At 45.8% G+C, this 20,904-nt stretch carries 22 protein-coding genes; 18 read left to right on the plus strand and 4 right to left on the minus strand.

All coding sequences use genetic code 11. The features are described from left to right. Window positions 1–11 precede the first annotated feature (11 nt). The 6 genes from IEX98_RS15165 to IEX98_RS15190 all read left to right on the plus strand — a co-directional run bounded on the left by IEX98_RS15165 (window position 12) and on the right by IEX98_RS15190 (window position 5,112). A complete protein-coding gene (locus IEX98_RS15165) occupies window positions 12–818 on the plus strand; it encodes an inositol monophosphatase family protein (protein WP_188890051.1) in 807 nt (268 codons plus the stop codon). Between the two features lie 133 nt (window positions 819–951). Further along, window positions 952–1,680, plus strand: a complete 729-nt coding sequence (locus tag IEX98_RS15170; protein WP_188890052.1) for a hypothetical protein — start codon at window positions 952–954, stop codon at window positions 1,678–1,680. Between the two features lie 39 nt (window positions 1,681–1,719). After that, window positions 1,720–2,508 (plus strand): SMI1/KNR4 family protein, encoded by a 789-nt coding sequence (locus IEX98_RS15175; protein WP_229692200.1) that lies wholly within the window; start codon window positions 1,720–1,722, stop codon window positions 2,506–2,508. A 220-nt stretch (window positions 2,509–2,728) separates the two neighbouring features. Then, on the plus strand, window positions 2,729–3,844 hold the full coding sequence (locus tag IEX98_RS15180) for a nucleotidyltransferase domain-containing protein (protein ID WP_188890054.1): 1,116 nt from the start codon (window positions 2,729–2,731) through the stop codon (window positions 3,842–3,844). A 110-nt stretch (window positions 3,845–3,954) separates the two neighbouring features. Beyond that, window positions 3,955–4,590 (plus strand): TetR/AcrR family transcriptional regulator, encoded by a 636-nt coding sequence (locus IEX98_RS15185; RefSeq protein ID WP_188890055.1) that lies wholly within the window; start codon window positions 3,955–3,957, stop codon window positions 4,588–4,590. Window positions 4,591–4,605: 15 nt separating this feature from the next. After that, window positions 4,606–5,112, plus strand: coding sequence for a DUF4188 domain-containing protein (locus IEX98_RS15190; RefSeq protein WP_188890056.1), 507 nt, complete (start codon window positions 4,606–4,608; stop codon window positions 5,110–5,112). Window positions 5,113–5,162: 50 nt separating this feature from the next. Here IEX98_RS15190 and IEX98_RS15195 read toward each other — a convergent pair whose 3' ends face one another. Together IEX98_RS15195 and IEX98_RS15200 are read right to left on the minus strand one after the other, a co-directional pair. Then, the gene (locus IEX98_RS15195) at window positions 5,163–6,278 is read right to left on the minus strand and encodes a DUF4179 domain-containing protein (RefSeq protein ID WP_229692202.1); all 1,116 of its coding nucleotides are present in this window, start codon (window positions 6,276–6,278) and stop codon (window positions 5,163–5,165) included. Continuing rightward, window positions 6,275–6,838 carry a sigma-70 family RNA polymerase sigma factor gene (locus IEX98_RS15200; RefSeq protein WP_188890057.1) on the minus strand — a complete coding sequence of 188 codons (564 nt, stop codon included), beginning with the start codon at window positions 6,836–6,838 and terminating at the stop codon, window positions 6,275–6,277. Before IEX98_RS15200 ends, IEX98_RS15195 begins: the two co-directional genes overlap by 4 nt. A gap of 314 nt (window positions 6,839–7,152) precedes the next feature. On the opposite strand from IEX98_RS15200, the gene pyrH reads away from it, so the two are divergent. Together pyrH and IEX98_RS15210 are read left to right on the plus strand one after the other, a co-directional pair. Beyond that, complete coding sequence (gene pyrH, locus IEX98_RS15205) at window positions 7,153–7,890, plus strand: UMP kinase (protein WP_188890058.1); 738 nt, start codon at window positions 7,153–7,155, stop codon at window positions 7,888–7,890. Window positions 7,891–7,963: 73 nt separating this feature from the next. Beyond that, window positions 7,964–8,293, plus strand: a complete 330-nt coding sequence (locus tag IEX98_RS15210) for a low molecular weight protein tyrosine phosphatase family protein (protein WP_188890270.1) — start codon at window positions 7,964–7,966, stop codon at window positions 8,291–8,293. A gap of 45 nt (window positions 8,294–8,338) precedes the next feature. On the opposite strand, the gene IEX98_RS15215 is transcribed toward IEX98_RS15210, so the two are convergent. Continuing rightward, complete coding sequence (locus IEX98_RS15215; protein WP_188890059.1) at window positions 8,339–9,049, minus strand: YetF domain-containing protein; 711 nt, start codon at window positions 9,047–9,049, stop codon at window positions 8,339–8,341. A gap of 117 nt (window positions 9,050–9,166) precedes the next feature. Between IEX98_RS15215 and IEX98_RS15220 the strand changes: the two genes are divergently transcribed. Beyond that, window positions 9,167–9,376, plus strand: a complete 210-nt coding sequence (locus tag IEX98_RS15220) for a hypothetical protein (RefSeq protein WP_188890060.1) — start codon at window positions 9,167–9,169, stop codon at window positions 9,374–9,376. A 200-nt stretch (window positions 9,377–9,576) separates the two neighbouring features. Further along, window positions 9,577–11,127 (plus strand): tetratricopeptide repeat protein, encoded by a 1,551-nt coding sequence (locus tag IEX98_RS15225; RefSeq protein ID WP_188890061.1) that lies wholly within the window; start codon window positions 9,577–9,579, stop codon window positions 11,125–11,127. Between the two features lie 80 nt (window positions 11,128–11,207). Here IEX98_RS15225 and IEX98_RS15230 read toward each other — a convergent pair whose 3' ends face one another. Then, on the minus strand, window positions 11,208–11,891 hold the full coding sequence (locus IEX98_RS15230) for a hypothetical protein (RefSeq protein ID WP_188890062.1): 684 nt from the start codon (window positions 11,889–11,891) through the stop codon (window positions 11,208–11,210). A 276-nt stretch (window positions 11,892–12,167) separates the two neighbouring features. Here IEX98_RS15230 and IEX98_RS15235 point away from each other — a divergent pair, with 276 nt between their 5' ends. The 8 genes from IEX98_RS15235 to IEX98_RS15270 all read left to right on the plus strand — a co-directional run bounded on the left by IEX98_RS15235 (window position 12,168) and on the right by IEX98_RS15270 (window position 20,893). Continuing rightward, window positions 12,168–13,589: an MDR family MFS transporter gene (locus IEX98_RS15235; RefSeq protein WP_308421793.1), complete on the plus strand. Its 1,422-nt coding sequence runs from the start codon at window positions 12,168–12,170 to the stop codon at window positions 13,587–13,589. A 186-nt stretch (window positions 13,590–13,775) separates the two neighbouring features. Next, window positions 13,776–14,303 (plus strand): GNAT family N-acetyltransferase, encoded by a 528-nt coding sequence (locus IEX98_RS15240; RefSeq protein WP_188890064.1) that lies wholly within the window; start codon window positions 13,776–13,778, stop codon window positions 14,301–14,303. 53 nt (window positions 14,304–14,356) lie between these two features. Continuing rightward, on the plus strand, window positions 14,357–15,034 hold the full coding sequence (locus tag IEX98_RS15245; protein ID WP_188890065.1) for a response regulator transcription factor: 678 nt from the start codon (window positions 14,357–14,359) through the stop codon (window positions 15,032–15,034). A 38-nt stretch (window positions 15,035–15,072) separates the two neighbouring features. After that, on the plus strand, window positions 15,073–16,383 hold the full coding sequence (locus tag IEX98_RS15250) for a sensor histidine kinase (RefSeq protein ID WP_229692222.1): 1,311 nt from the start codon (window positions 15,073–15,075) through the stop codon (window positions 16,381–16,383). Window positions 16,384–16,566: 183 nt separating this feature from the next. Next, window positions 16,567–17,577: an oxidoreductase gene (locus tag IEX98_RS15255; RefSeq protein WP_188890067.1), complete on the plus strand. Its 1,011-nt coding sequence runs from the start codon at window positions 16,567–16,569 to the stop codon at window positions 17,575–17,577. Window positions 17,578–17,699: 122 nt separating this feature from the next. Next, window positions 17,700–18,551 (plus strand): amidohydrolase family protein, encoded by an 852-nt coding sequence (locus tag IEX98_RS15260; protein WP_188890068.1) that lies wholly within the window; start codon window positions 17,700–17,702, stop codon window positions 18,549–18,551. Window positions 18,552–18,724: 173 nt separating this feature from the next. Beyond that, window positions 18,725–20,449 carry a S41 family peptidase gene (locus IEX98_RS15265; RefSeq protein ID WP_188890069.1) on the plus strand — a complete coding sequence of 575 codons (1,725 nt, stop codon included), beginning with the start codon at window positions 18,725–18,727 and terminating at the stop codon, window positions 20,447–20,449. A gap of 192 nt (window positions 20,450–20,641) precedes the next feature. Continuing rightward, window positions 20,642–20,893 carry a ribbon-helix-helix domain-containing protein gene (locus tag IEX98_RS15270; RefSeq protein ID WP_229692203.1) on the plus strand — a complete coding sequence of 84 codons (252 nt, stop codon included), beginning with the start codon at window positions 20,642–20,644 and terminating at the stop codon, window positions 20,891–20,893. Window positions 20,894–20,904: the final 11 nt, after the last annotated feature.

Consider the following 20,904-nt stretch of genomic DNA (forward strand, 5'->3'; position numbering starts at 1 on the left):
AGTGAAGTCTCATGCGCGAGGAATACGAAATTTATGAACAGTCTCTGCCTTGGATATTGGAAGCAGGGGAAATTATAAAGAAACGAATACAAGAGCATACCGAAATTAAGCGAAAATCCAGCCACTCCGATGTGGTGACAGAGGTTGACCGCGAGATCGAGTCTTTCCTTGTAAGCAAGATTAGTGAGCATTTTCCCGAGCATAACATTGTGGGCGAAGAGAATGTCGGCAATCGGGTTTCATCCAGCCCTTACCTATGGATCATCGATCCCATCGATGGGACAAGCAACTTCATTAATCGTAAAAAGGACTTCGCCATATCTGTCGCTTTTTGCGAACGTGACCGCGGAATATTCGGCATCATCTATGATGTGATGGCAGGAAAGCTGTACCGCGCCCATACAGGAAGCGGCGCTTTTTTGAATGATGTGGAGCTGAACGCTGCCGGTACGGATGGCTCACTGGAGAACGAGCTGATGGCGATTAATGCGCCTTGGGGCAGTATGGAGGAAATGAAACGTTGGGAGCACTTCTTCAAGCTTGGCACCCAAGTCCGCGGCGTACGAAATTATGGTGCGACAACGATGGAATTAAGCGACTTGGCGACAGGCGTATTAGGCGGCTATGTGCAATACTATGTCAACTCATGGGATTACGCGGCTGGCCGGGTTATATTGGAGGAGCTGGGCTATAAGTTCTCCGATTTGAATGGCGATGCCATCGACAGAGTCTATTGCGGCGGAATTCTCGCAGCCAGCGAATCGCTGCATCAACAGATCGTTCAATCTTTGAAAGAGTCCTCCAAAGAGATTAAGTAGCATCCGTTATATAAAATGATGACCCCGACTGCATGCAGCCGGGGTTTTTGATCAATTTCTGAAGCGAAAGTCTCAGTACAGTATATACCAATTGTGGTAAACTACTGACCAGAATTAGTGAGGAGGGTAACTCATGTATATCGTATCACAGCCAAAGCCGCTGACTGATGGTCAGTATCAAGCGTTATCGGAGCAATACGCCGCTATTTTTCCGCAGGGCTACTTGCGTTTTTTGCAGCGGTTCGGCGAGGGCACTTATAGGGGTTGGATGAATGTTCAATTGCCGGATAGGGAAGTGCTGGAGCCCTTTGCCGAGTATGATCTATGGGAACATGACGAGAGCAGTCCGATCACGCAGCAGCAAATCACACAATGCGTGGCGATAGGTACAACAGTCGACGGTGACTTTCTTGCGGTGCATCCCCCAACATCGCAACTGCTGTGGCTGCCGCGTCATGCGGAGCAGATAGAGACCCTCTCGCTGCAACTCGGTGAACAGCAAGGCGAAGAAACGTATGCCTTGGTGCTGGACGAAATCTATAGCCGGATATACGGAGGTCAGCGGGAAGGAGCCGTTTATTATGAACCGTGGACAGGCTCACGTAACCATATGTTCTTACGATTGCCGCCGGGAACATTGTCATTGCAGGAATTGTCCGGCATGTGCCGCGCGGCTTTTACGCCTGATCTTATTGTGGAGTCCTCCTATTCCTGTCACCTGTTCTATCGGGAGCTGGGCGGTTATGTCCGATATAATTATGCGAATAAGCAAGAAGTGGCTATTATGTACGAGCAGGATGCAGGGCAGATTCACAGTACGATGGAGCAATGGCTTCTGTCGAAAGGCTGTCAGCCGGTTTAACAAAGGCACCCGACAATAATTGAATCTATGGAATTGGAGGTGAAGGACTTGGAGAATCAGACGAAGCAGATTGATGAGGCTATAGTGAGGATGCAAGCAGCCTTGCAGGTGAAGCGGGAGCAAGACCCAGAGTTTTATGCCAAGTATCCAGCATATTTGAAAGCTGAAGCGGAAGAACAGGCTATACGTAGCGTTGCTGTTAACTGGCGACTACCCGATGATTACTTATACTTTTTAAATCGATATGTGCCAGAATCCGTTGCTTGGAGCACGGACGAGTATATCAATTTGACAATATACAGTGCCAAAGACTTGCTGAAGGGGCAATGGGGATACAATTACAATCCGGTTACGGAGGAGGACATTTCTGACTGGCCAAGCAGCTATTTGGTTATTGCTTCGGATGAAGGCAACCCTTATTGCATTGATCTCTACAGAGGGGATACCGTCATTTATACTGCGGAGCATGGAACGGGTTCTTGGAATTTCTCCATAGCTTATGACAACCTCATCGCATTTCTTCATAGCACCTTATTACCAAAGGGTTTCGAGGAAGAAGACATTAGCGAAGGAGCAACGTACAAATACTGCAAAATAGTTATAACAGGGCAAGGCCGCGATAAGGTGAAAACATTGCTGTTTCTTAAGAAGAGGTTCTCGTGTGATTATTCGCAAGTGAAATCATATTTGGAGACAGCGCCTTTGCTTGTATATAAAGGGGGCGAATTGGGGGCTTCGTCCATTGAATCTCAATTAAAGGACATTGGTGCGGAGTATGAAAAGCATGAAATTAGCCTCCATGAATTTTTGGAGAATCGATGTTTATGAATTTTTTCGAACCATGCGAGTCCCGATTTGTTAGTTGAGAATAGCATTATATCTGCGCCAAGATGAATGAGATACAAGGTCCAGCAGCTGGTTTCTGGCAACCTTCTTAGTGATTGTATGTGTAATTTAGAATTGTTCAGTATGAATTGTTCTTTCCATATCCCTCAATACTCCAAAATGCTAGATTGAGACAACGACTACTTAAGGAGGCGTCATTGTCATGGTCGATGTATTTGAGGTTGCAAAAATTATTATAGATCGTATTAAGGCTCACTACCCCCAGGATATAGCTATCGTCGGTTATTACGGGTCCTATTTGCAAGGCCGAGCGACGGAGCGTTCGGATTTGGATTTCTTTTTTATCCCGGCTACCCCAAGGGGGAGAGAAGTTGAACTGCAATTTATTATCGAAGGCATCAGTTTTGATTTTTGGCCGATCCCATGGGATCGTGCCGAAAGAATGGCGGCATTGGAGGATTGGAAAACAACGATCATAGCGGATTGTGAGCTTCTCTATGTCCGATCGCCGGATGACCTTGCCAGGTTCATGGAGCTCCGCGAGACAGCAGCAGCGCTCCACAGTCCGTCCCATACATTAAGGTTAATTCAACAGGCTGAAACCACACTGGGCAATTGCTTTATTAACTTAGCTAAACTCCGGCTTCCTGCAAGCCCTAAGGATTTATCCTACTGCCGGGTTCAAGCGCAGGAGATTGTGACGAGTCTGCTTGAAGCCTTTTGCTTCTTGAATCAGGTCTACTACACACGCGGCTGGGGTCATTATCGGGAGCAAATTAGAAAGCTGCCTATCAAGCCCACCCAGTTGGAAAAGCATTTAGATACGATTATGTTCAGTCCATCTCGGGATGATATTTTACATGCTTGCGAGCAATTGACTGTAGATACGCTTCGTTTGATAGCAGAACGGAGAAAAAATGTGGAAGAAACTCGTTCCTATCAAGATCGGTTGAAGGGGTATTATGAAGAGGAACGAGGGATGATGAACAAGCTTTTGACCGCGTGTGAGAAGGGTGATTACGAAACGGCATTTTTCGTGGCCATTGGCGTACATGACGGGTTAGCTAGGATGTTGTATTTTGCGGAAAAAGGAAGCTGGCCGAGCAGCTTAGACTCGGGTGAGTATCGGGCGTACTATGAAAGATTCGGATATCCTAATCTTATCTCGCTCTTAAGTCCAACTGATTTCGAACCGTTAAGATTGGCTGTTCTGGCACTTATCGATAAATTAGAGGGTCACCTGCAAGCAGAGGGTCTAGTGCTGCACCAATTCGACTCTGTTGCGCAATTCGGATCCTTTGTTTTGTCACGTCATTAATCCGATTTTATGGCGGAAAAGCTGCTGCTCAGTAATGTGCGTTTGACATAATTAATTAACATGAGTTAATATTTTAACTAGTGTTAGTTAATTATGAAGGGTGATGTGCTGTGACTCTTGCGGACATTCCATTAAGGGAGCTTAAAAAAGCTCGAAATAAAGTTGCATTATATGAAGCCAGCTTGTCTCTTATGGGAGAGAAGATGTTCAGGGAAGTCATGCTAGATGATATTTGCAGAGAAGCGGAAGTATCGCGGGTCACCTTTTTCAAATATTTTCAAAGGAAAGAGGATCTGCTGCTTTATTTCATGCGTGTCTGGCTAACCGAACGAATGATTGAGATTGAAGCGGAAGGGATGAGCGGCTTCACCGCCGTCAGACATCTGATGGGTAAGGTTGCGGAGCAGAATAGAGAACGCGGGGGACTCATGCCAAGCCTGATCTCTTTTCTAGCGGAAATGAAAATGCATCCTAGTATGCCCGAGATGAGCAAGGCTGAAATTCTATTGCTGTTCCCTCATCATGTGGAGCTGGGCTCCCGCTCGCCAAACATGTTCGATTTGTTTCGTCAGTGCATGACAGAGGCGCAAATGAGCGGCAGTCTAAGAAACGGCATCACTGTTGAAAGAGCAGTTCAACTATTATTTACTGTGTTTTACGGAGCATTTCTGACGGCGCAATTGTATGACTCACCTGATGTTGCCGATGTTTACGAAACCCATCTATTCATGCTTGAAAACCACTAAAGGAGCCGTGAGCGTATGAGCAAAGTTATACCTGGCCGGTTTACGGCGGAAATGGATGGATCTTTCGTTGTCTTTATCATTGGCATGCGTATCAACCGATTGTGGGCCGTACACAAATGGCTGCCCGTATTCATGGCGATGAGTCCGATGATTCAAGAGCTGTACCGCAACCGTGAGCTAGGCTTTCTGAACATGAATTTCCATTTAACTTGGCGCGGAGTGTCGTTGGTTCAATACTGGAATTCCTTTGAGCAGTTAGAGCATTATGCCCGAAAAGGTGCGAACCACTTGGAGGCTTGGAAAAACTTCAATCAAAAGGTTGGAACGAGCGGTGTGGTGGGTATTTATCATGAAACGTATCTCGTTCCGGAAAAACAACACGAGTCCGTCTACAACAACATGCCCGTATATGGGCTAGCCAAGGCAGGCCGGCACGTTCCTGCTGTCGGGAAAAGAGAGACAGCAAGCAGACGGCTTGGCCGGGACGGAGAGCCTGCGGTTCCTACACCGCCTAACCCGTAGGATCGAAAAAAGGACTGCCTTCATCAGAGAGGGCAGTCCTAACTTTTATGTTAGTTTTTTAGCTCGATAGTGATGTCGTCTAGCGTATATTCTTCAATGCCTTTACCCGGTTTTTCGGGGATTTGCATTTCTTTTGTTCCGGCCTCCGTCATTCCTACGGAACCATGATTTTCAGACGTGTATTCATATCGGGTGATACGAGGTGTTACAATAAGCTTCGTTGCGCGAGGATCCAGTTTTTGAAAGGTTTTACTCCATGCCATATTATAACCGTCTCGATCGCCCAAACTTCCATTACCTTTACCTGAATAACGATTGCCCCAATCATCTTTAATTTCGATATCAACATCGACCATGTGCCACTCTTTTTGTACCGATTCAGAGACCGCTTGATCGTAGAACACAATAAAGGACATCGGAGTGACGGATATTTTTGATAGATTTACGATTACTCCATCATGCTCTGCACTTTGATTAATGATTTGTGTTTGGTTATCAGTGGCTTCTAGAGCAAATGCAAAGCTCCAGTCCCCCTCGATCTCCTTTTGTCCAACCTCAGAGATTATGCGGTCTATTCTCCACTTTATATTTACTTTATTCTTTGAGGGATGCTTGAAGTTATTGCTAGCAGTAATTAAACCTACATAGTTATTGTCATTTACTCTAGTAATTTGGGAGCCTCCTGTCCCTCCCTGTGCCCCTTTAATATCTAGTAACCCGTGTAAGTAAGGGTTGTCCCCCAAATTCTGATCGCTTTCTATAGAGAAGGCTAGAGACACGGTTTCTCCATCATAGATTGCATTGTTTATCGTCATTTTAATGCCATTGCTTTGCTCTGTGAGGTTCATTTCACTCGAATATTCCTTATAATTGTCGTACAGACCTGCTCGGGCGGGATCTAGAAATTTAAATATATCCCCTATTACTGGAATCGTACTCGCATAAGCAGGGAACGTAACGCCTAACGCAGCGGTTGATAAACCGATAATAATGATAGATGCAGCAACAGTTTTCTTCCAGCCGTTTGCTTTCTTCTGCTGATTAATAATAGATTCTCGTAACCTTTTTTTTATTTTGGCCTTTTCCAAATCAGTTACTGCCATTTCTTCATATTCGGTCTCGCTTATGTCAACATCATTCAAATGCTCGTAAATATCCTTCATCATGCACGACCTCCAAAGTTAAGATTCGCAGCCTCGTTACGAAGCTTCTTTTTTCCTCTATAAATTCGATTATCGATTGAGGCATTGGTCAAACTGAGCTTCGCCGATATATCCTCCGTTTTTAAACCCAGGAAAAACTTCATAATAAAAATCTTTCGGTCCAAGGGATCTAATAGATGGAGCAGTTTAATAAGCTCGGCTTCATTTTCCATCATAATCAGTGTCTCTTCTGCAGATTGTTCTGTATTCCTTTCGATTTGGTTTGAGGTAAACTCTACGTTTCTAGCGGTTTTTCTGTAATAATCAATCGCCTTAAATTTAGCAATCGCGCAAATCCATTTCCTGAAATCAGTTGAATCTCCGCGGAATTTGTTGGCGTTGTTCCATATGGAAAGAAAAATATCATTCATACACTCTTCAATGATGCCATCATTCCCAAGCGGCGAGAGAACTTTATAAGTCACTCCTTTAATAAGCGGCAAATAGTTATCGATGATAAATTCTAAAGCATCCTCTTTCTGACGCTGTAATCGCTGTATAAAATTAAGCTCGTTAGATCTCATGCAACAGTTCTCCTCGGTTTTTGTAAAAGCTTTTACACTGTATACAACGTAGCGGAAAATATTTTCTCTCAACATTACTATAAAATCTCAAATTATGGTTTGCTTGGCGCGGGTGCTGTAATCGCGATCTCTTGGGTCTGTTGCATTTTTCTTCCAATATGTATATTATAAGCTGAAGAAAATAATCGAAAGAGGTGGGAGCATGAGGCTGAAGCGACAAGGTGGAATTCAAACAGCTTCATATTTCCATTTCATTGAAACACTAAAGCATCCAATGCTTTAGTGTTTTTTTATTTAAACGGGAGGTGTGGGAATTGTCCATGTACAAAAGAGTTCTCATCAAATTAAGTGGCGGAGCCGTTGCTGGCAGCTCGGAATTTGGTTTTGGGCCAGAAAGATTGGATCATATCGCTAACGAAATCATGTCGGTTGTGGATCTGGGGATTGAGGTATCGCTAGTTATTGGGGGAGGCAATATATTCCGCGGCAGCATGGCCGAAAGCTGGGGGATAGAAAGAGCTGAAGCTGACAACATTGGGACGCTTGCAACGGTTATCAATAGCTTAATGCTTCGAGGTGTTCTTAAGGCTAAGACAAACAAAGAGGTCCGGGTAATGACTGCGATACCCATTACATCAGTGGCTGAGCCCTATATCAGACTAAGGGCTGTTCACCATTTGGAGCAGGGCTACATCGTGATTTTTGCAGGGGGCAACGGGCAACCTTACGTTACAACGGACTATCCTTCCGTACAAAGAGCCATTGAAGTGAACTGTGATGCACTTTTAGTTGCAAAGCAGGGTGTTAATGGTGTTCTTAATGCAGACCCAAAGCATGACAAAGAGGCAAAGAAATTCAAATCTCTTCACTACAATGATGTTCTGGCACAAAACTTAAAAGTAATGGATCAGTCCGCCTTCATATTAGCGAGAGACTACAATTTACCGATGCATGTGTTCAACTTCGATAAGCCGGGCTCGATGAAAGAAGTATGCGAAGGGAAAAATAACGGAACCATCATAAGTGGTGAATCCGTACTGGAATTGGAATGATCGTGCTAGAATATTTAAAACGCCTTGTGCAAGTTAAAGACATTCTAATTATCGAAGGAACGGGTGAAAACGTATTAAACTACTCTTTATATGCAGCCGTAATAAGTGGCGAAGCTTAACCGCGGAGAAGATCTTCGACGGATACAATGGACATGAAGTCCGATCGGCTGGGACGGAAGAAGGAGCCCGGATCAAAGTGACCGAAGGGCATATCGGATGGTCGGATATGATTTTTGTCATGGAGAAAAAACATACGAGAAGACTTAAGGAGAAGTTTGCCGGGCAGTTCAATGGGAAGCCGTTAATTTGTCTGGATATCCCGGACGATTACAGGTTTATGGATGAGGAATTAATCGAAACATTGAAATCGCGGGTATCTGATTATATTGAAGGGCCGGGGTAACGGTCGAAGTCTCCAATAGTAAAGGCTGACTCCAGAGCATCAGGATTACCCCGGATCAATCGGATTGTGAATCCCGTCGTGATAATAATCGAAAAACAGATTGTTTTGCGTACCTTTCACTGCATAGAACACGTCGGAAATGGCCTTGTCGTGTTTACGCACTTCGCTCTCCAGCCATTCGCGGGTCAAATTGTTTTGGGCGAGATTTTCTTCGAGCACCTTCCCATCAATAATGAGCTCTACCGGAAAAGATTTGAGGCTCGCCACATGGAGCTGCAAATCTTTGCGCGTGACTAATTCATATTCGCTTTTCTTTTTGACGGAAAGCTTGCCATGATCCTCCATGACGGCGTATTCAACTTCTTCCATATTGAAAATATTTTTCTCGCGCAAATTCTGTATTAACGAGTCCATCGTATAGCGAATTTTACGCATATTGCCCTCAAGTATTTTTCCATTCTCGATAATGACGGTAGGGGTGCCGGAAACCCATTTGCTCCAGGTCCTGTTTTTTAGGGAGATAAAGGAGGAGAGGTAGGCTATACCGAAAAAAACAATGAGAGCAAGAATTAAGAGCCAGCGGTTAATTGAGGTGTTGAACGCCAGATTGGCCGTAATGCCTCCTAACGTAATGCCGCTTACGAAGTCTTGGAAGGTCATGTTGGAAATCGTCTGTTTGCCTAATATTCTAGATACGACAAGCAGGAGGATGAAAGCCACTCCTGTTCTTATAATGACTTCAATGAATAAGTGCACTTAAATTGCCCCTCGTTCAAGCTGTATTCCCGATTGCATGCAGACGGGACTGTATCACTATTTACTTTAATAAGGAAAACTATTCATCATATGCTATTGAAGCAGGGGGGCATGCTTTTGAAAAATGAAGATAATAACGAACAGTTATATACATGTCCTCTGCTGGACAGAGAGATCGATCAGGCCGCTTGCTATGATATTAATATGGTGGCAGGAGGCTGGATCAAGAAAGAGGTGCTTGTATGCCTAGAGAAGGAGTATGGAGTTAGTATTGAGGTATGGAAAGCTGTAGAGATTTGCCCGGCGTGCAAACATTCTCTAATATGAAAAATCAACTTGTTAAGCAATCGAATACAGCGAGCCTCTAGTGTACTTCTGAGGTTCGTTTTTTCTTTTGCTGGACATTTCCTAGCCTCAATGGGGTAGAATGGATTAGGGATCACGTGTGAAAAAGGTTATGATAGCAGGTAAGAAGACGAAGACCATATAAGCAGTAAATAACTAGCAGAGAGCAGGAAAAAATAAGAATGACTAATCGTAAAGAGCAACGTTACCGCTTTAGTGAAGCGCCAATTTGGGAGCTGCAGCGGACTTATTATGAAGAAAAAGGGATGAAGGCCTGGAATAATGACCAGGTTCCTCAATATATAACGAGCAATCCGATGATCGGGACGGCCTACGCAGAAATGATCTTTGGCTTTCTTCAAGACCGGGCCAACAAGGGAGACAGCACAGAGCCTGTCTGGATCGTAGAGCTTGGAGCAGGAGCGGGACGTCTTGCTTTCCATGTGTTGCTGGAGCTATGCAGACTGCGGGATTATGCAGGGATGGAATTGCCTCCGTTCCGGTATGTGATGACCGATTTGGCCATGAATAATGTACTCGCCTGGAAGGAGCATCCCGCGCTGCAATCTTTTATTGCCGAGGGGCTGCTCGATTTTGCACGATTCGATGCCACTACGGATAGTGAGCTGGACTTAGTTGTCTCAGGCAACACGATTCGTAAGGGGGATTTGAAACAACCGTTACTCCTTGTAGCGAATTACTTTTTTGACGGCATTCCACAGGAATTGATCTATGTTGGCGGCGGTCACATTTACGAAGCCGATGTCATTGTCGATACGCCTGCCAATATCGATACGCTGTCGCCATCAGAAGCGTTAAATCAAATCAAATTGCGTTATGAGCATCGACTGGCACCCGAGTATGAAGAAGAAGGGTATCCTTACCGCGACCTTATTGCTGTTTATCAGGAACAATTAGAGGATTCGCATATTTTGTTCCCGGTCGCCGGATTGAATTGTTTAGAGCGTCTGAAGCAGCTGTCACAAGCAGGTTTTCTATTAATAACGGCAGACAAAGGCGATCACTTGATCGATCAATTTAAATTTGCCGAACCGCCAGAGTTAATCTTGCACGGGAGTTTCTCATTTACAGCTAATTTCCATGCGTTTCAGCATTACTTCGAATCAAAGGGTGCGGCCACGCTATTCCCAACGCATCATTATAAAAATATAAATGTCGGCTGCGTGTTCCATATGGACGAGCCGATGAGCTATTTTCAGACGAGACTGGCTTATCGCCGCTTTATTCAACGGTATGGTCCGGACGATTTCTTTAGCTTGAAGGAATGGGTGGACCGTAATCTCGATAGTATGGGGCTTCAGCAAATATTAAGCTTCTGGCGTTTGGGCGGCTATGACGCAGAGTTTTTCATTCAGAGCGCGAGGCAAATTTCCAGTCTGCTGCAAGAAGCCAATGATGATGAGCTGCAGGACATTTTACAAGGGATCGAGCATATGTGGTCTTCGTATTATGAGATGGAGCAGCGTTATGATCTGGCTCTGGATGCGGGACTCATTCTGTTTGAAATGGACATGTACGAGGAGTCGAAGCGCTTCTTGGAAATATCGGTAGATACCGATCAGGAAGAGATTGTGTCCACCGTCTTTTATTGTCTGGCTATCTGCTGCTTTGAGATGGAGCTGGAGGAAGAGGCGATCAATTACACACGGAAGCTGTTAGAACTTGAACCGGATCATGAAGAGGCTATAGCGCTGTTGGAACGGTTTGAGTAGGGTCGCGAGAAAATAGTGCCTAATGATAAAAAGCGAGAGATCTGATTCTTCAATGAATCCTTGATCTTTCGCTTTTTCTTTTATGCTAGCGGCCTTTTCTCCATGCTGTTTGGCCCTTTGTTGCGTACCCACACCCTAAGCCATAGGATAAAGCCTGCTGCAGTTAACAGAATGCCAACTATAAAGATGACGACTGGAATGACTAAGGCAAAGGGATTTGCAGAGGCGTATTGAATATCTGACTTATATCCCATTAGAGAGGCACCGCTGTATTTAACTAATCGGATGTCTAAAGGGTTCTTTGATTTATTTTCCGCATCCATACTTTTAGTTTCTACTTGGTTCAAATGATTGACGTAATAAATGTTCCATTTATTTAGCTCAGGCATCGTCACAATCGCCAGCAGATCATCTTCACGGTTTCTATTCCCGCTTTCACGAATTGCAAAGGCATTTACCCAAACCCTTTTCGTGTAGGTGACATTGTCATTCGAAAGTTGTGCAGCAATAGGGCCAGCGAGTGGCTCTCCATTTAGAATAACCTGCAAATTGACGACATCGCCTGAAGGCTCTTCTACGATCTTCATCATGTTGTTATTGAATTCTAGCTGGTTGTTTATAAGATCTTTTTGAGTAATATCGTATTGATGATCTAAGGAGCGCTGTATTTGTTTCTCTTGGTATATCAGATATAGAGGGTTGAAGGTTGCCAGACTTATCATAATGCCTAATACGCTTAACGCGATTCCAATGGCTTTCTTCATCCTAACTCACTCCTCATCAGCCATACCGGTGGTGTACTCATCATAACTGAAAAACGAGCGTATGGGGATAGATTCCTCTAGCTATTTGCCAGACAAATTGCATTGACATTTTTTCTTAAAATCTCTATCCTAACTAAGTAGACCAATTGTTATAATAATTGCTGACTATCGAATTGTAAGGATACGGTGTATCGCAATGGCGTCAAATGGCGTTAGTATTTATTTATCTTTTTATATAGACTGGTCTAATTATTGATTCGTGAAAGGATGAATGTTTTGATTACTTCTGCAACACAGTCACAAGTACAACAAGTGCGGAATCCGAAAGCGATGGCCTTTGTACTCATGGTGGGCGCATTTATTGGATTATTTAGTGAAACAGCTTTGAATATGGCGCTCACCAATATTATGGATGACTTCGCCATTTCGACAGCTACAGTGCAATGGCTCACGACCGGATATTTGCTCATGTTAGGCATTCTTGTTCCGGTATCGACCTTCTTAATTCAATGGTTCACAACGAAGCAATTAGTCGTTGCTTCGTTAGCTTTTTCAGTGACAGGTACCATATTGGCGGCAATATCACCGAACTTCACCGTGCTGCTCATCGGCCGTCTGATACAGGCGGTGGGTACGGGTATTTTGCTGCCCCTGATGATGAATGTCATTTTAGTCATTTTTCCTATTCAGAAACGCGGTGCGATCATGGGCGTAATGGGCTTAGTCATTACGACCGCTCCTGCTACTGGTCCAACTGTGTCAGGACTCATCGTGGATGCCTTGAATTGGACTTATATTTTTTGGGTGAGCTTATTTTTCTTTGCGGCTTTGATTATTTTCGGATTGCGGCAGATCGATAATGTATCCATAATAACGAAGCCTAAAGTTGATGTCCTCTCGATTTCATTGTCGACAATCGGCTTTGGCGGACTTATTTATAGCCTAAGTGCAGTAGCTGAACAATCATTTGCTTCCGCTCAAGTATGGATTCCCTGTCTTTTAGGCGCAGCTGGACTCGTACTATTTGTTATTCGGCAGTTCCGTTTAAAACAGCCTATGATTAATTTACGTGTCTTCAGCTATCCGATGTTTACACTCGGAACGATCTTGGTCTTTATCAGTATGGTATTGATTTTGTCGACAGCGATCTTGCTGCCGCTTTACTTAAAGGGTGTTTTGCTCGTAAGTGCTGCCATTGCGGGACTTACTCTGTTGCCCGGCAGTTTGCTCAATGCACTGCTGTCGCCAATCGTTGGCCGATTATTTGACCGATTTGGTGCGAAAAAATTTGTGCCGCTTGGTTTTTTACTCGTTCTCCTCTCTAGTTTATTGTACGTGTGGGCGCTTACTGCGGATACGTCGCTCTGGCAAATTCTCGCAGGCTATATGATTCTGTTTCTAGGCATTTCAATGATTATGATGCCGGCCCAAACGAACGGCTTAAATCAACTGCCTCGTGATTTATATACAGATGGATCAGCTGTCATGAACACGCTGCAGCAAATCGCGGGGGCGACCGGAACGGCGTTAGCGATCCTGTTGATGACGAGCGGACAATCCTCCTATAGCGAGAGCTTTCCAGACGCTTCGGCAGCGGAATTGCTGGCCGGCGGTGTGAAATATGCGTTCTACTTCATTACGGCAATCTCATTTGCAGGCTTAGTGGCCTCTCTATTCGTTAAGCGTGTACGGGTTTAATAGGAGTGGCACTGTGGAGGACTCCCGCAAATGACGACCAGCAGATCGATTCCATCTGCGAAGTATGGATTCCGGTGAAAAGAAAGGTATAATCTAAATGGAAGCACTAGAGGCGGATGCTCTAGTGCTTTTCTTTGAGTGAAAGCAAAACATGAAGCAGGCTCGTTCAGAAAGGACGGATTGAATATGAGTACCATTTATTTAAGATATTTGATTAAAGAGGATGCAGCCGCTCTTCTTGACATAAAGCTAAGAAACCGGCAATTTTTTCAACCGTTTGAACCGATCCGCGATGAGTCGCACTTCACACTGGCTGTACAGGAGCAGGAGATCGCTGGTGGAATTGAAGCAGCGGCCAATGATCAGTCTTATACATTCGGGATTTTTCTTCAAGCGACAGATGAACTGATCGGGAGAATTGCTTTAACCGGTATTGCTCGGGGCCCTTTCCAAAATGCCTATTTAGGCTATTTCGTCGACCGACAGCACAATGGCAAAGGATACGCGACAGCGGCGGTCTCCTTATGTGTGGAAAAAGCGTTCAGCGAGCTCGGCTTGCACCGGGTTCAAGCTGGAGTAATGCCAAGGAACACAGCCTCTATTCGAGTTCTGGAAAAGGCTGGCTTCAGACATGAGGGCTTGTCCCAGCACTATTTGAAAATTAACGGTGCATGGGAAGATCATGAACAGTTCGCAATTACGGCCGATAGTTAAAGGCCCTCAGCACCAGCCTGTAATTCGAATGGGGAGAAGGAGTGCAGAACGGTATGGCTACAATTCTGATCGCAGAAGACGATTCGCATATTCGCGAATTGATCAGTTTTCATATGCAAAATGAAGGGTTGGATACGGTAGAAGCGGACAATGGCGTCGATGCCCTCGCAATCGTCGAAAATGCTGGTATCGACTTGGTCATCCTTGATATTATGATGCCTCGAATGGACGGCTGGGAGCTATGCAGAGAGCTGCGAAGCGGGGGCAGGGATATTCCGATTCTGATGCTGACGGCTAAAGGTGAGGCAGGGCAGAAGGTGAAAGGGTTTCAGCTTGGCACGGACGATTATTTGACCAAACCGTTCGATCCGGATGAACTGGTATTAAGGGTAAAGGCCTTGCTGCGCCGATACCGGATTGCCACTTCCCACATCATTCAATTGGGGGACATTATGCTGAACCGGCTCTCCTTCAAGGTCGTTCGGGGCACAGAGGAAATGACCTTGCCGCTGAAGGAATTTGAGCTGCTGTTCAAGCTGGCCAGCCATCCCGGGCAGATCTTTACACGCGAACAACTGATCGTCCAGATTTGGGGAATTGCTTATGAAGGCGATGACCGGACCGTTGATGTGCATATTAAAAGATTGCGAGAGCGATTTGCTGGCGATTCCACGCACTTCACAATTGAGACTGCGCGCAGCCTCGGATACCGGCTCGTACTGCACCCATGATCAAATCCCTCTATGTTCGGGTAGTACTGACGTTTTTGGTGGTCATCCTTTTCGCCCTCCTCGCAGCCTCTATTATCGGGATGGTATGGTTTCAGAAAGATTTAAATGATTTGCAGAAGAAAGAGATGCTGGCTGCAGGCGAGCATATTCTGCGTATCTATGCGCAGACGGAAGTACAGGAGCTGGAACCTTTCATCGAAAGTGTCTCCAAATTGACCTCCTACCCTGTAGAAATTTTCACGGAGCCCGGTGATTCAGCGCGCTATGAAGCGTTGAACCGGAAGTATGAGGTTCATCTTTCGCCAGAGTCGATTCAGAAGGTGCTGGCAGGGGAAACTTACCAGCCTAGTTTGAAATCGGAAGGTGCATTCGTGGGCTTTCCGTTTCAGTTCAAGGAACAGCCATACGCGATGGTACTGCTACCTTCCTCCAGAAACGAAGGCATGATCATTCAGTTGTTTCTAACGATATTGCTCCTCGTCTTAATCATCGGGAGCTTGTGTATTCTTCTCGCAGCGGGCTACTTGGTGAAGCCGATCAAGGTGCTGACGGAGGCGACCAAGCGGCTGGCGAGGGGCGATTTTGACGTGGCGCTGCGGATGAAGCGTAAAGACGAGATTGGGACGTTGACGCATAGCTTCAACGACATGGCACAGGAGCTCAAACAGTTGGAGACGATGCGGCGTGATTTTGTCTCCAATGTATCGCATGAGATTCAGACCCCCCTTACATCCATCACGGGTTTCGTTAAGACGTTGAAGAACAACACAGGACTGTCTGAAGAACAACGAGATCGTTATTTAGGCATTGTCCTGACGGAAAGCGAGCGCATGTCCAGACTGAGCGACAATCTGCTGGCGCTTGCCTCGTTAGAATCGGAACATCACCCGTTCGAGCAAAGCAGCTTTCATCTCGATGAGCAGTTGAGACAAGTTGTCGTTGCCTGTGAGCCCCAATGGCTAGCCAAAAACATTCATCTCGAGCTGCAATTGCCAAGCGCCGTCCGAATAACGGCGGACCCGGACCAATTGAATCAAATATGGCTGAATGTGCTGGGGAATAGTATCAAATTCACGCCGGACGGCGGACAGATTCGCATTGGACTTACATCAACGCCTTTCTCCCACATGGTTACAATCACCGATACCGGGCCAGGCATCTCAGCGGAGGATATCAGCCGCATTTTTGACCGATTCTATAAAGCCGATCGGTCACGGAGCAGCGGCGGCAACGGTTTGGGACTGGCCATCGTCAAAAAAATCGTCTCCCTGCATCAGGGAGACATCGAAGTACAAAGCGAAAGCGGGCAAGGCACGACGGTTGTCGTTACATTGCCCGTAATGAATTGAAAAAGGGATGGGGCAGGTTTTATTCTGCTCCATCCTTTTTATTTGGGAATTATCAGCAATATTGCAGCGCTTGACATGGAGTCAACTCCATACGATAAGATTCGCTTGTAACGAGCAGGCTAAGCAAGACGATGCAAGAACGGCTTAATAATAGATCGTTCAAATTCAGAAGGAGATGACACGATGCTTACAAATAATGATTATCAGATTACACCTCAACAACCTATACCATCCGGTTTTGGACCGCAGTCGACAGCGCAAGAAGCGCTTGGCGGACGTGATCTGAGCGGCAAAACCGTCATTGTAACCGGTGGTTACTCTGGCATCGGCTTGGAGACGACTCGTGTCCTGGCAGAAGCCGGGGCGACGGTCATTGTACCCGCACGTACACTGGAGAAAGCTAAAGCCTCGCTTGACGGCATTCCTCGAGTGGAGCTAGAAGAGCTGGATTTGCTTGACCCTGCTTCTATCGATGCTTTTGCACAACGGTTTTTGGATTCGGGAAGAGCTTTAGATATATTGGTCAATAACGCAGGGATTATGGCTGCTCCATTGGTGCGTGACGCACGCGGTTATGAATCCCAATTTGCCACCAATCATTTGGGCCACTTTCAATTGACTGCACGGCTCTGGCCAGCTTTGAAGCAAGCGGGCAGCGCAAGGGTCGTTTCGGTCTCCTCAGCGGGCATCCGATTCGGCGGCGTAGATTTCGACGATCCGAACTTCGAGCGCCGGGAGTATGAGAAGTGGAGCGCCTACGGCCAGTCCAAGTCGGCCAATGCTTTGTTTGCCGTTGGTTTGGACAAGCGGGGCTACGAGTATGGTATCCGCGCTTTCTCCGTTCATCCCGGCAGAATTTTAACCGATTTGGCACGGTTTATGACCGATGACGAATTGCGTGCCATGGGCGCGTTCGATGAACAGGGACGCCCGATCACAGCTACACCTAGCGGCTACAAGACCGTTCAGCAGGGAGCGGCAACGAGTGTATGGTGCGCGGCGAATACACAGCTGGACGGAAAGGGCGGCGTCTATTGCCTGGATGCCGATATCGCAGAGGTTGATTCGGCATTTACGTTGGACGGAGTAAGCCAGGTGGTGACTGGGGTGCTTCCGTGGGCAATCGACCCTGATCTGTCGGAGCGGTTATGGCAGCTTAGCGAAGACATGACAGGTATCAAATTCACATCCTAAGTATGACCTTGCACCAATCCTTGCATAATCTTTTATTGCAAAATAAAACATTTCAATTAGCGGCCTGCGTACGCACATGCTATTTTTATCTGGACGAGACTGGTTCAGATGGAGGTTGAGAGATGGCGATTATTGATTTTCGTATGAAGGCGCCCATTCCAAAATGGGAGAAGCTGTTTGAAGATGCAAAGGATGTTGTAAAGGATTATCATCAGTTGCGCAATGTAGAGCCGATTCCGTCCAACTCATTAGAAGAAGTGATCGAAGAACTCGATTCTCATGATATTGCTTATGCGGTCATTATGGGACGGGGCAATGAGCCCGGCTCCTCCAACGAAGAGCTGGCTGATTTTCTGAGAAGTCCGGCTTCCGAGCGATTTGTTGGCTTTATTGGCGTCGATACTCCCGATGTAGAAGAGGCAGTAAGAACGATAGAGACGTTTGCGGCAACTGGGCTGTTTCGCGGCGTTGCGATTAACGCTTCCGTTTTACAGCCTCACTTACCGGTAGGAGATGTATCCTGGGACCCGATTTTTGAAACTTGCGTGAAGCATAAATTGCCGCTTGCGCTCACGTTAAGTGTATTTCTAGGCTTAACGGGTCCGCGTCAAAATTATGACTTTGTCCGCCCGAGCCAACTATACAGAGCGGCAAAGGCCTATCCGGAATTGAACTTTATTATTTCACATGGAGCGTGGCCGCTGGTAGGCGAAGCAATTGGCGTTGCATCGTACGCGCCGAATATTTATATTCTGCCCGACTTATTTGTTCGGTTCCCGGAAGGCGATAAATATTTGGAAGCGGCTAATTTTCATTTGTCCGGCCAAGTCCTCTATGGAAGCAATTATCCGAATGTTCCATATTCATTTACGCTGGACAAAGTCAAAAGCTTTCAGTGGGATGAAGCGGCCTACCGGAAGTTTGTGTATGAAAATGCGGCTAAGCTGTTGGGGCTTCCAAGCTTGTCTGAATGAGCTCCATAGCTCGCCATTAACTTTGTTGGGCAAGAGAATGCTAAAAAGCGGTTGATCAGGGCTTATCCTTGATCAGCCGTTTTTATTTATTTTCCTAGTTCACGCTCCGTTCATGTTTCCCTCCTAAGCTCATGTTACGCAGCTGCAGAACCTAAATTCGGGAGGAACGTAACGTGTTTGATTCCATCAAGTGGTTAACCGTCTATGAAATGATTCTTTGCTTGCTTCAATTATGCGTTTTAGTGCGGTACGCCGTGCCGATTGCAAGAAAAAGCTATCGGTGGCTCGATTTTTTACCGAGCGCAGGTATGGTGATCGCGCTCCTAAGCTTTCTCGCAGGTGATCATTCAATTTTGGCTTTAGCGTTTTATTTCCTAACGGTACTGTTGTTTTTATGTACGCTCAGGAGGGTGTTCAAGCCCGCTTCTATTTTCGAGGCACCAAGACGTACTCTTATTAAACTAACAAGGGTTGTCTCGAGCTTATGCGGCATTCTCTTCATCGGCATTGCGATCCTATCCGCAGGCGAAATTCGCTATAATCCGGTCAGCAATTTCAGCAGTATGAGCTATTCCGATGCTTTTGTTAAATTAAATGAGCGATTAGCAGTCGAATATCCTTTTGGCGAATGGAAGCGAATGGATTGGGAAGAACAGCGAAAAAAGTACGAGCCGTTATTCGAGCAAGCTGAGCAAACGAAGGATAAAGCGCTATATTACAAGACTTTAGTAGAATATCTGGCCTCGATGAGGGACGGTCATATTCGAATTGCGAATGAGAAGGTGTACGATAGTCCGTTTTACAAACAAGAAGGAGGGGGCGGATTCGGTTTAAGCAGTATTCGACTGGATAATGGCAGTGTGCGGGTTACTTTGGTGCTGAAGGACAGTCCGGCGGATCAAAGCGGCATTCGGGTAGGCGCGGAAATTATAAGATGGAATGGGGAAGAGGCGGAGCAAGCTTACCGAAAAACCATGTGGAGCGATTCTCCGAATACGAACCAGAACGAGAACGTGAACCAAGGCCGATTTATGGTGCGCGCCGCAATTGGGCAAGAAGTAGAAATCGAATTTAAGAATGCCGGCGCATCAGAGGCGATTACCGTGAAGCTGAAGGCCTATGACGATCAATATGAATCGCTCAAAAAGACGAAGCCTCAAATTGTAAGGGGAGCTCCGCCAGTTGAAGGAGAGATTCTTAGCAACGGATACGGTTATGTGCGGATTACAAGCTTCCTTTCCAATACAGCGCTGAGGAGCGAAAACAGTCTGAGTAGTTGGCTATCGAGCCAATCATCGCCTGATCCTGCAGAGATGTTGAAGGAGAAGCTGGAGTCCTTCTTGGAGAAAGGGGTCCAAGGGCTCATTATCGACCTTAGGGACAATCCCGGCGGCGAGGATGCTCTCGTCGTGAAGATGGCCGGATATTTCGTAAACCAAGAGAAGCGTTATTCCTATGCAAGCTACTACAACCGAAATACGGGGAAATTCGAACGGAATTCTGGCGAGGATTATGTCATTAAGCCTTCCAAGCCTTATTTTAACGGTAAAATCGCAATTCTCGTCAATGGGCGAACGGCAAGCTCCGGAGAAGGGCTGCCCCTTGTGTTAAAGGGAATGCCGAATGTCACCATTGTAGGCTTTACAGGGACAAACGGTTCATTCGGAATTATGACGAGTCCGATCATCGTTAAGATGCCAGATGGCTATACGGTTGAGTCTGCCGACGGAAGAGCGCTGAACGAGAAAGGGGTGATTCAAGGTGATGGCGATTATACAGGAAGAGGCGGCGCCGTGCCCGATGTGATCATTCCGTTGAACGAGGATACCTTTACTGCGAAGTATATGGATGGGCAGGATGTTGAGATGGAGTATGCGATTGATGCGATGGAGAAATAAGCGAGTATAAAAGCCGAATAGGAAGAGAGGCCAAGACTCCCTGGGAAGGGGCTTGGCCCTTTTTTATTGACTGATCTTTAACCGACCCAATTGAATAATTCGAAATAAACAGGAAAATTATTCTAATTACATTAATTATATGATAGAATGAGGATAATAATAGTTTGATTTAAGTAACTTTAATCAATTAAGGTGGGAAAAGAGACTTTGAGTGACAATAAGATTAAGATAGGCATTTCAAATAAAGAAGGTCAACTAGGGTTTATCTCTGCAAGAGGGGGCCTTAGGGAACGCGCGGGAAGGAAAAGCATCGGTGCTACAAGGAAGGTATCCTTAACCTTAACCGATGATCTGTGGGATCAAATTGACAGCTATTGTAAAGAACACAACCTATCGCGCTCTGAAATGATGCGTAAAGTGTTAGAATCCTATTTTTATAACTGACTTTAGGGGTT

The sequence above is a fragment of the Paenibacillus radicis (ex Gao et al. 2016) genome, assembly GCF_014641555.1.
Classification (GTDB): domain Bacteria; phylum Bacillota; class Bacilli; order Paenibacillales; family Paenibacillaceae; genus Pristimantibacillus; species Pristimantibacillus radicis.

Bases quoted from the DNA above. Each gene is read 5' to 3' on its own strand.
- IEX98_RS15165 (WP_188890051.1), top strand. From the start codon at position 12: ATGCGCGAGGAATACGAAATTTATGAACAGTCTCTGCCTTGGATATTG.
- IEX98_RS15170 (WP_188890052.1), top strand. From the start codon at position 952: ATGTATATCGTATCACAGCCAAAGCCGCTGACTGATGGTCAGTATCAA.
- IEX98_RS15180 (WP_188890054.1), top strand. From the start codon at position 2,729: ATGGTCGATGTATTTGAGGTTGCAAAAATTATTATAGATCGTATTAAG.
- IEX98_RS15190 (WP_188890056.1), top strand. From the start codon at position 4,606: ATGAGCAAAGTTATACCTGGCCGGTTTACGGCGGAAATGGATGGATCT.
- IEX98_RS15195 (WP_229692202.1), bottom strand. From the start codon at position 6,278: ATGATGAAGGATATTTACGAGCATTTGAATGATGTTGACATAAGCGAG.
- IEX98_RS15200 (WP_188890057.1), bottom strand. From the start codon at position 6,838: ATGAGATCTAACGAGCTTAATTTTATACAGCGATTACAGCGTCAGAAA.
- IEX98_RS15225 (WP_188890061.1), top strand. From the start codon at position 9,577: ATGACTAATCGTAAAGAGCAACGTTACCGCTTTAGTGAAGCGCCAATT.
- IEX98_RS15230 (WP_188890062.1), bottom strand. From the start codon at position 11,891: ATGAAGAAAGCCATTGGAATCGCGTTAAGCGTATTAGGCATTATGATA.
- IEX98_RS15240 (WP_188890064.1), top strand. From the start codon at position 13,776: ATGAGTACCATTTATTTAAGATATTTGATTAAAGAGGATGCAGCCGCT.
- IEX98_RS15245 (WP_188890065.1), top strand. From the start codon at position 14,357: ATGGCTACAATTCTGATCGCAGAAGACGATTCGCATATTCGCGAATTG.
- IEX98_RS15255 (WP_188890067.1), top strand. From the start codon at position 16,567: ATGCTTACAAATAATGATTATCAGATTACACCTCAACAACCTATACCA.
- IEX98_RS15260 (WP_188890068.1), top strand. From the start codon at position 17,700: ATGGCGATTATTGATTTTCGTATGAAGGCGCCCATTCCAAAATGGGAG.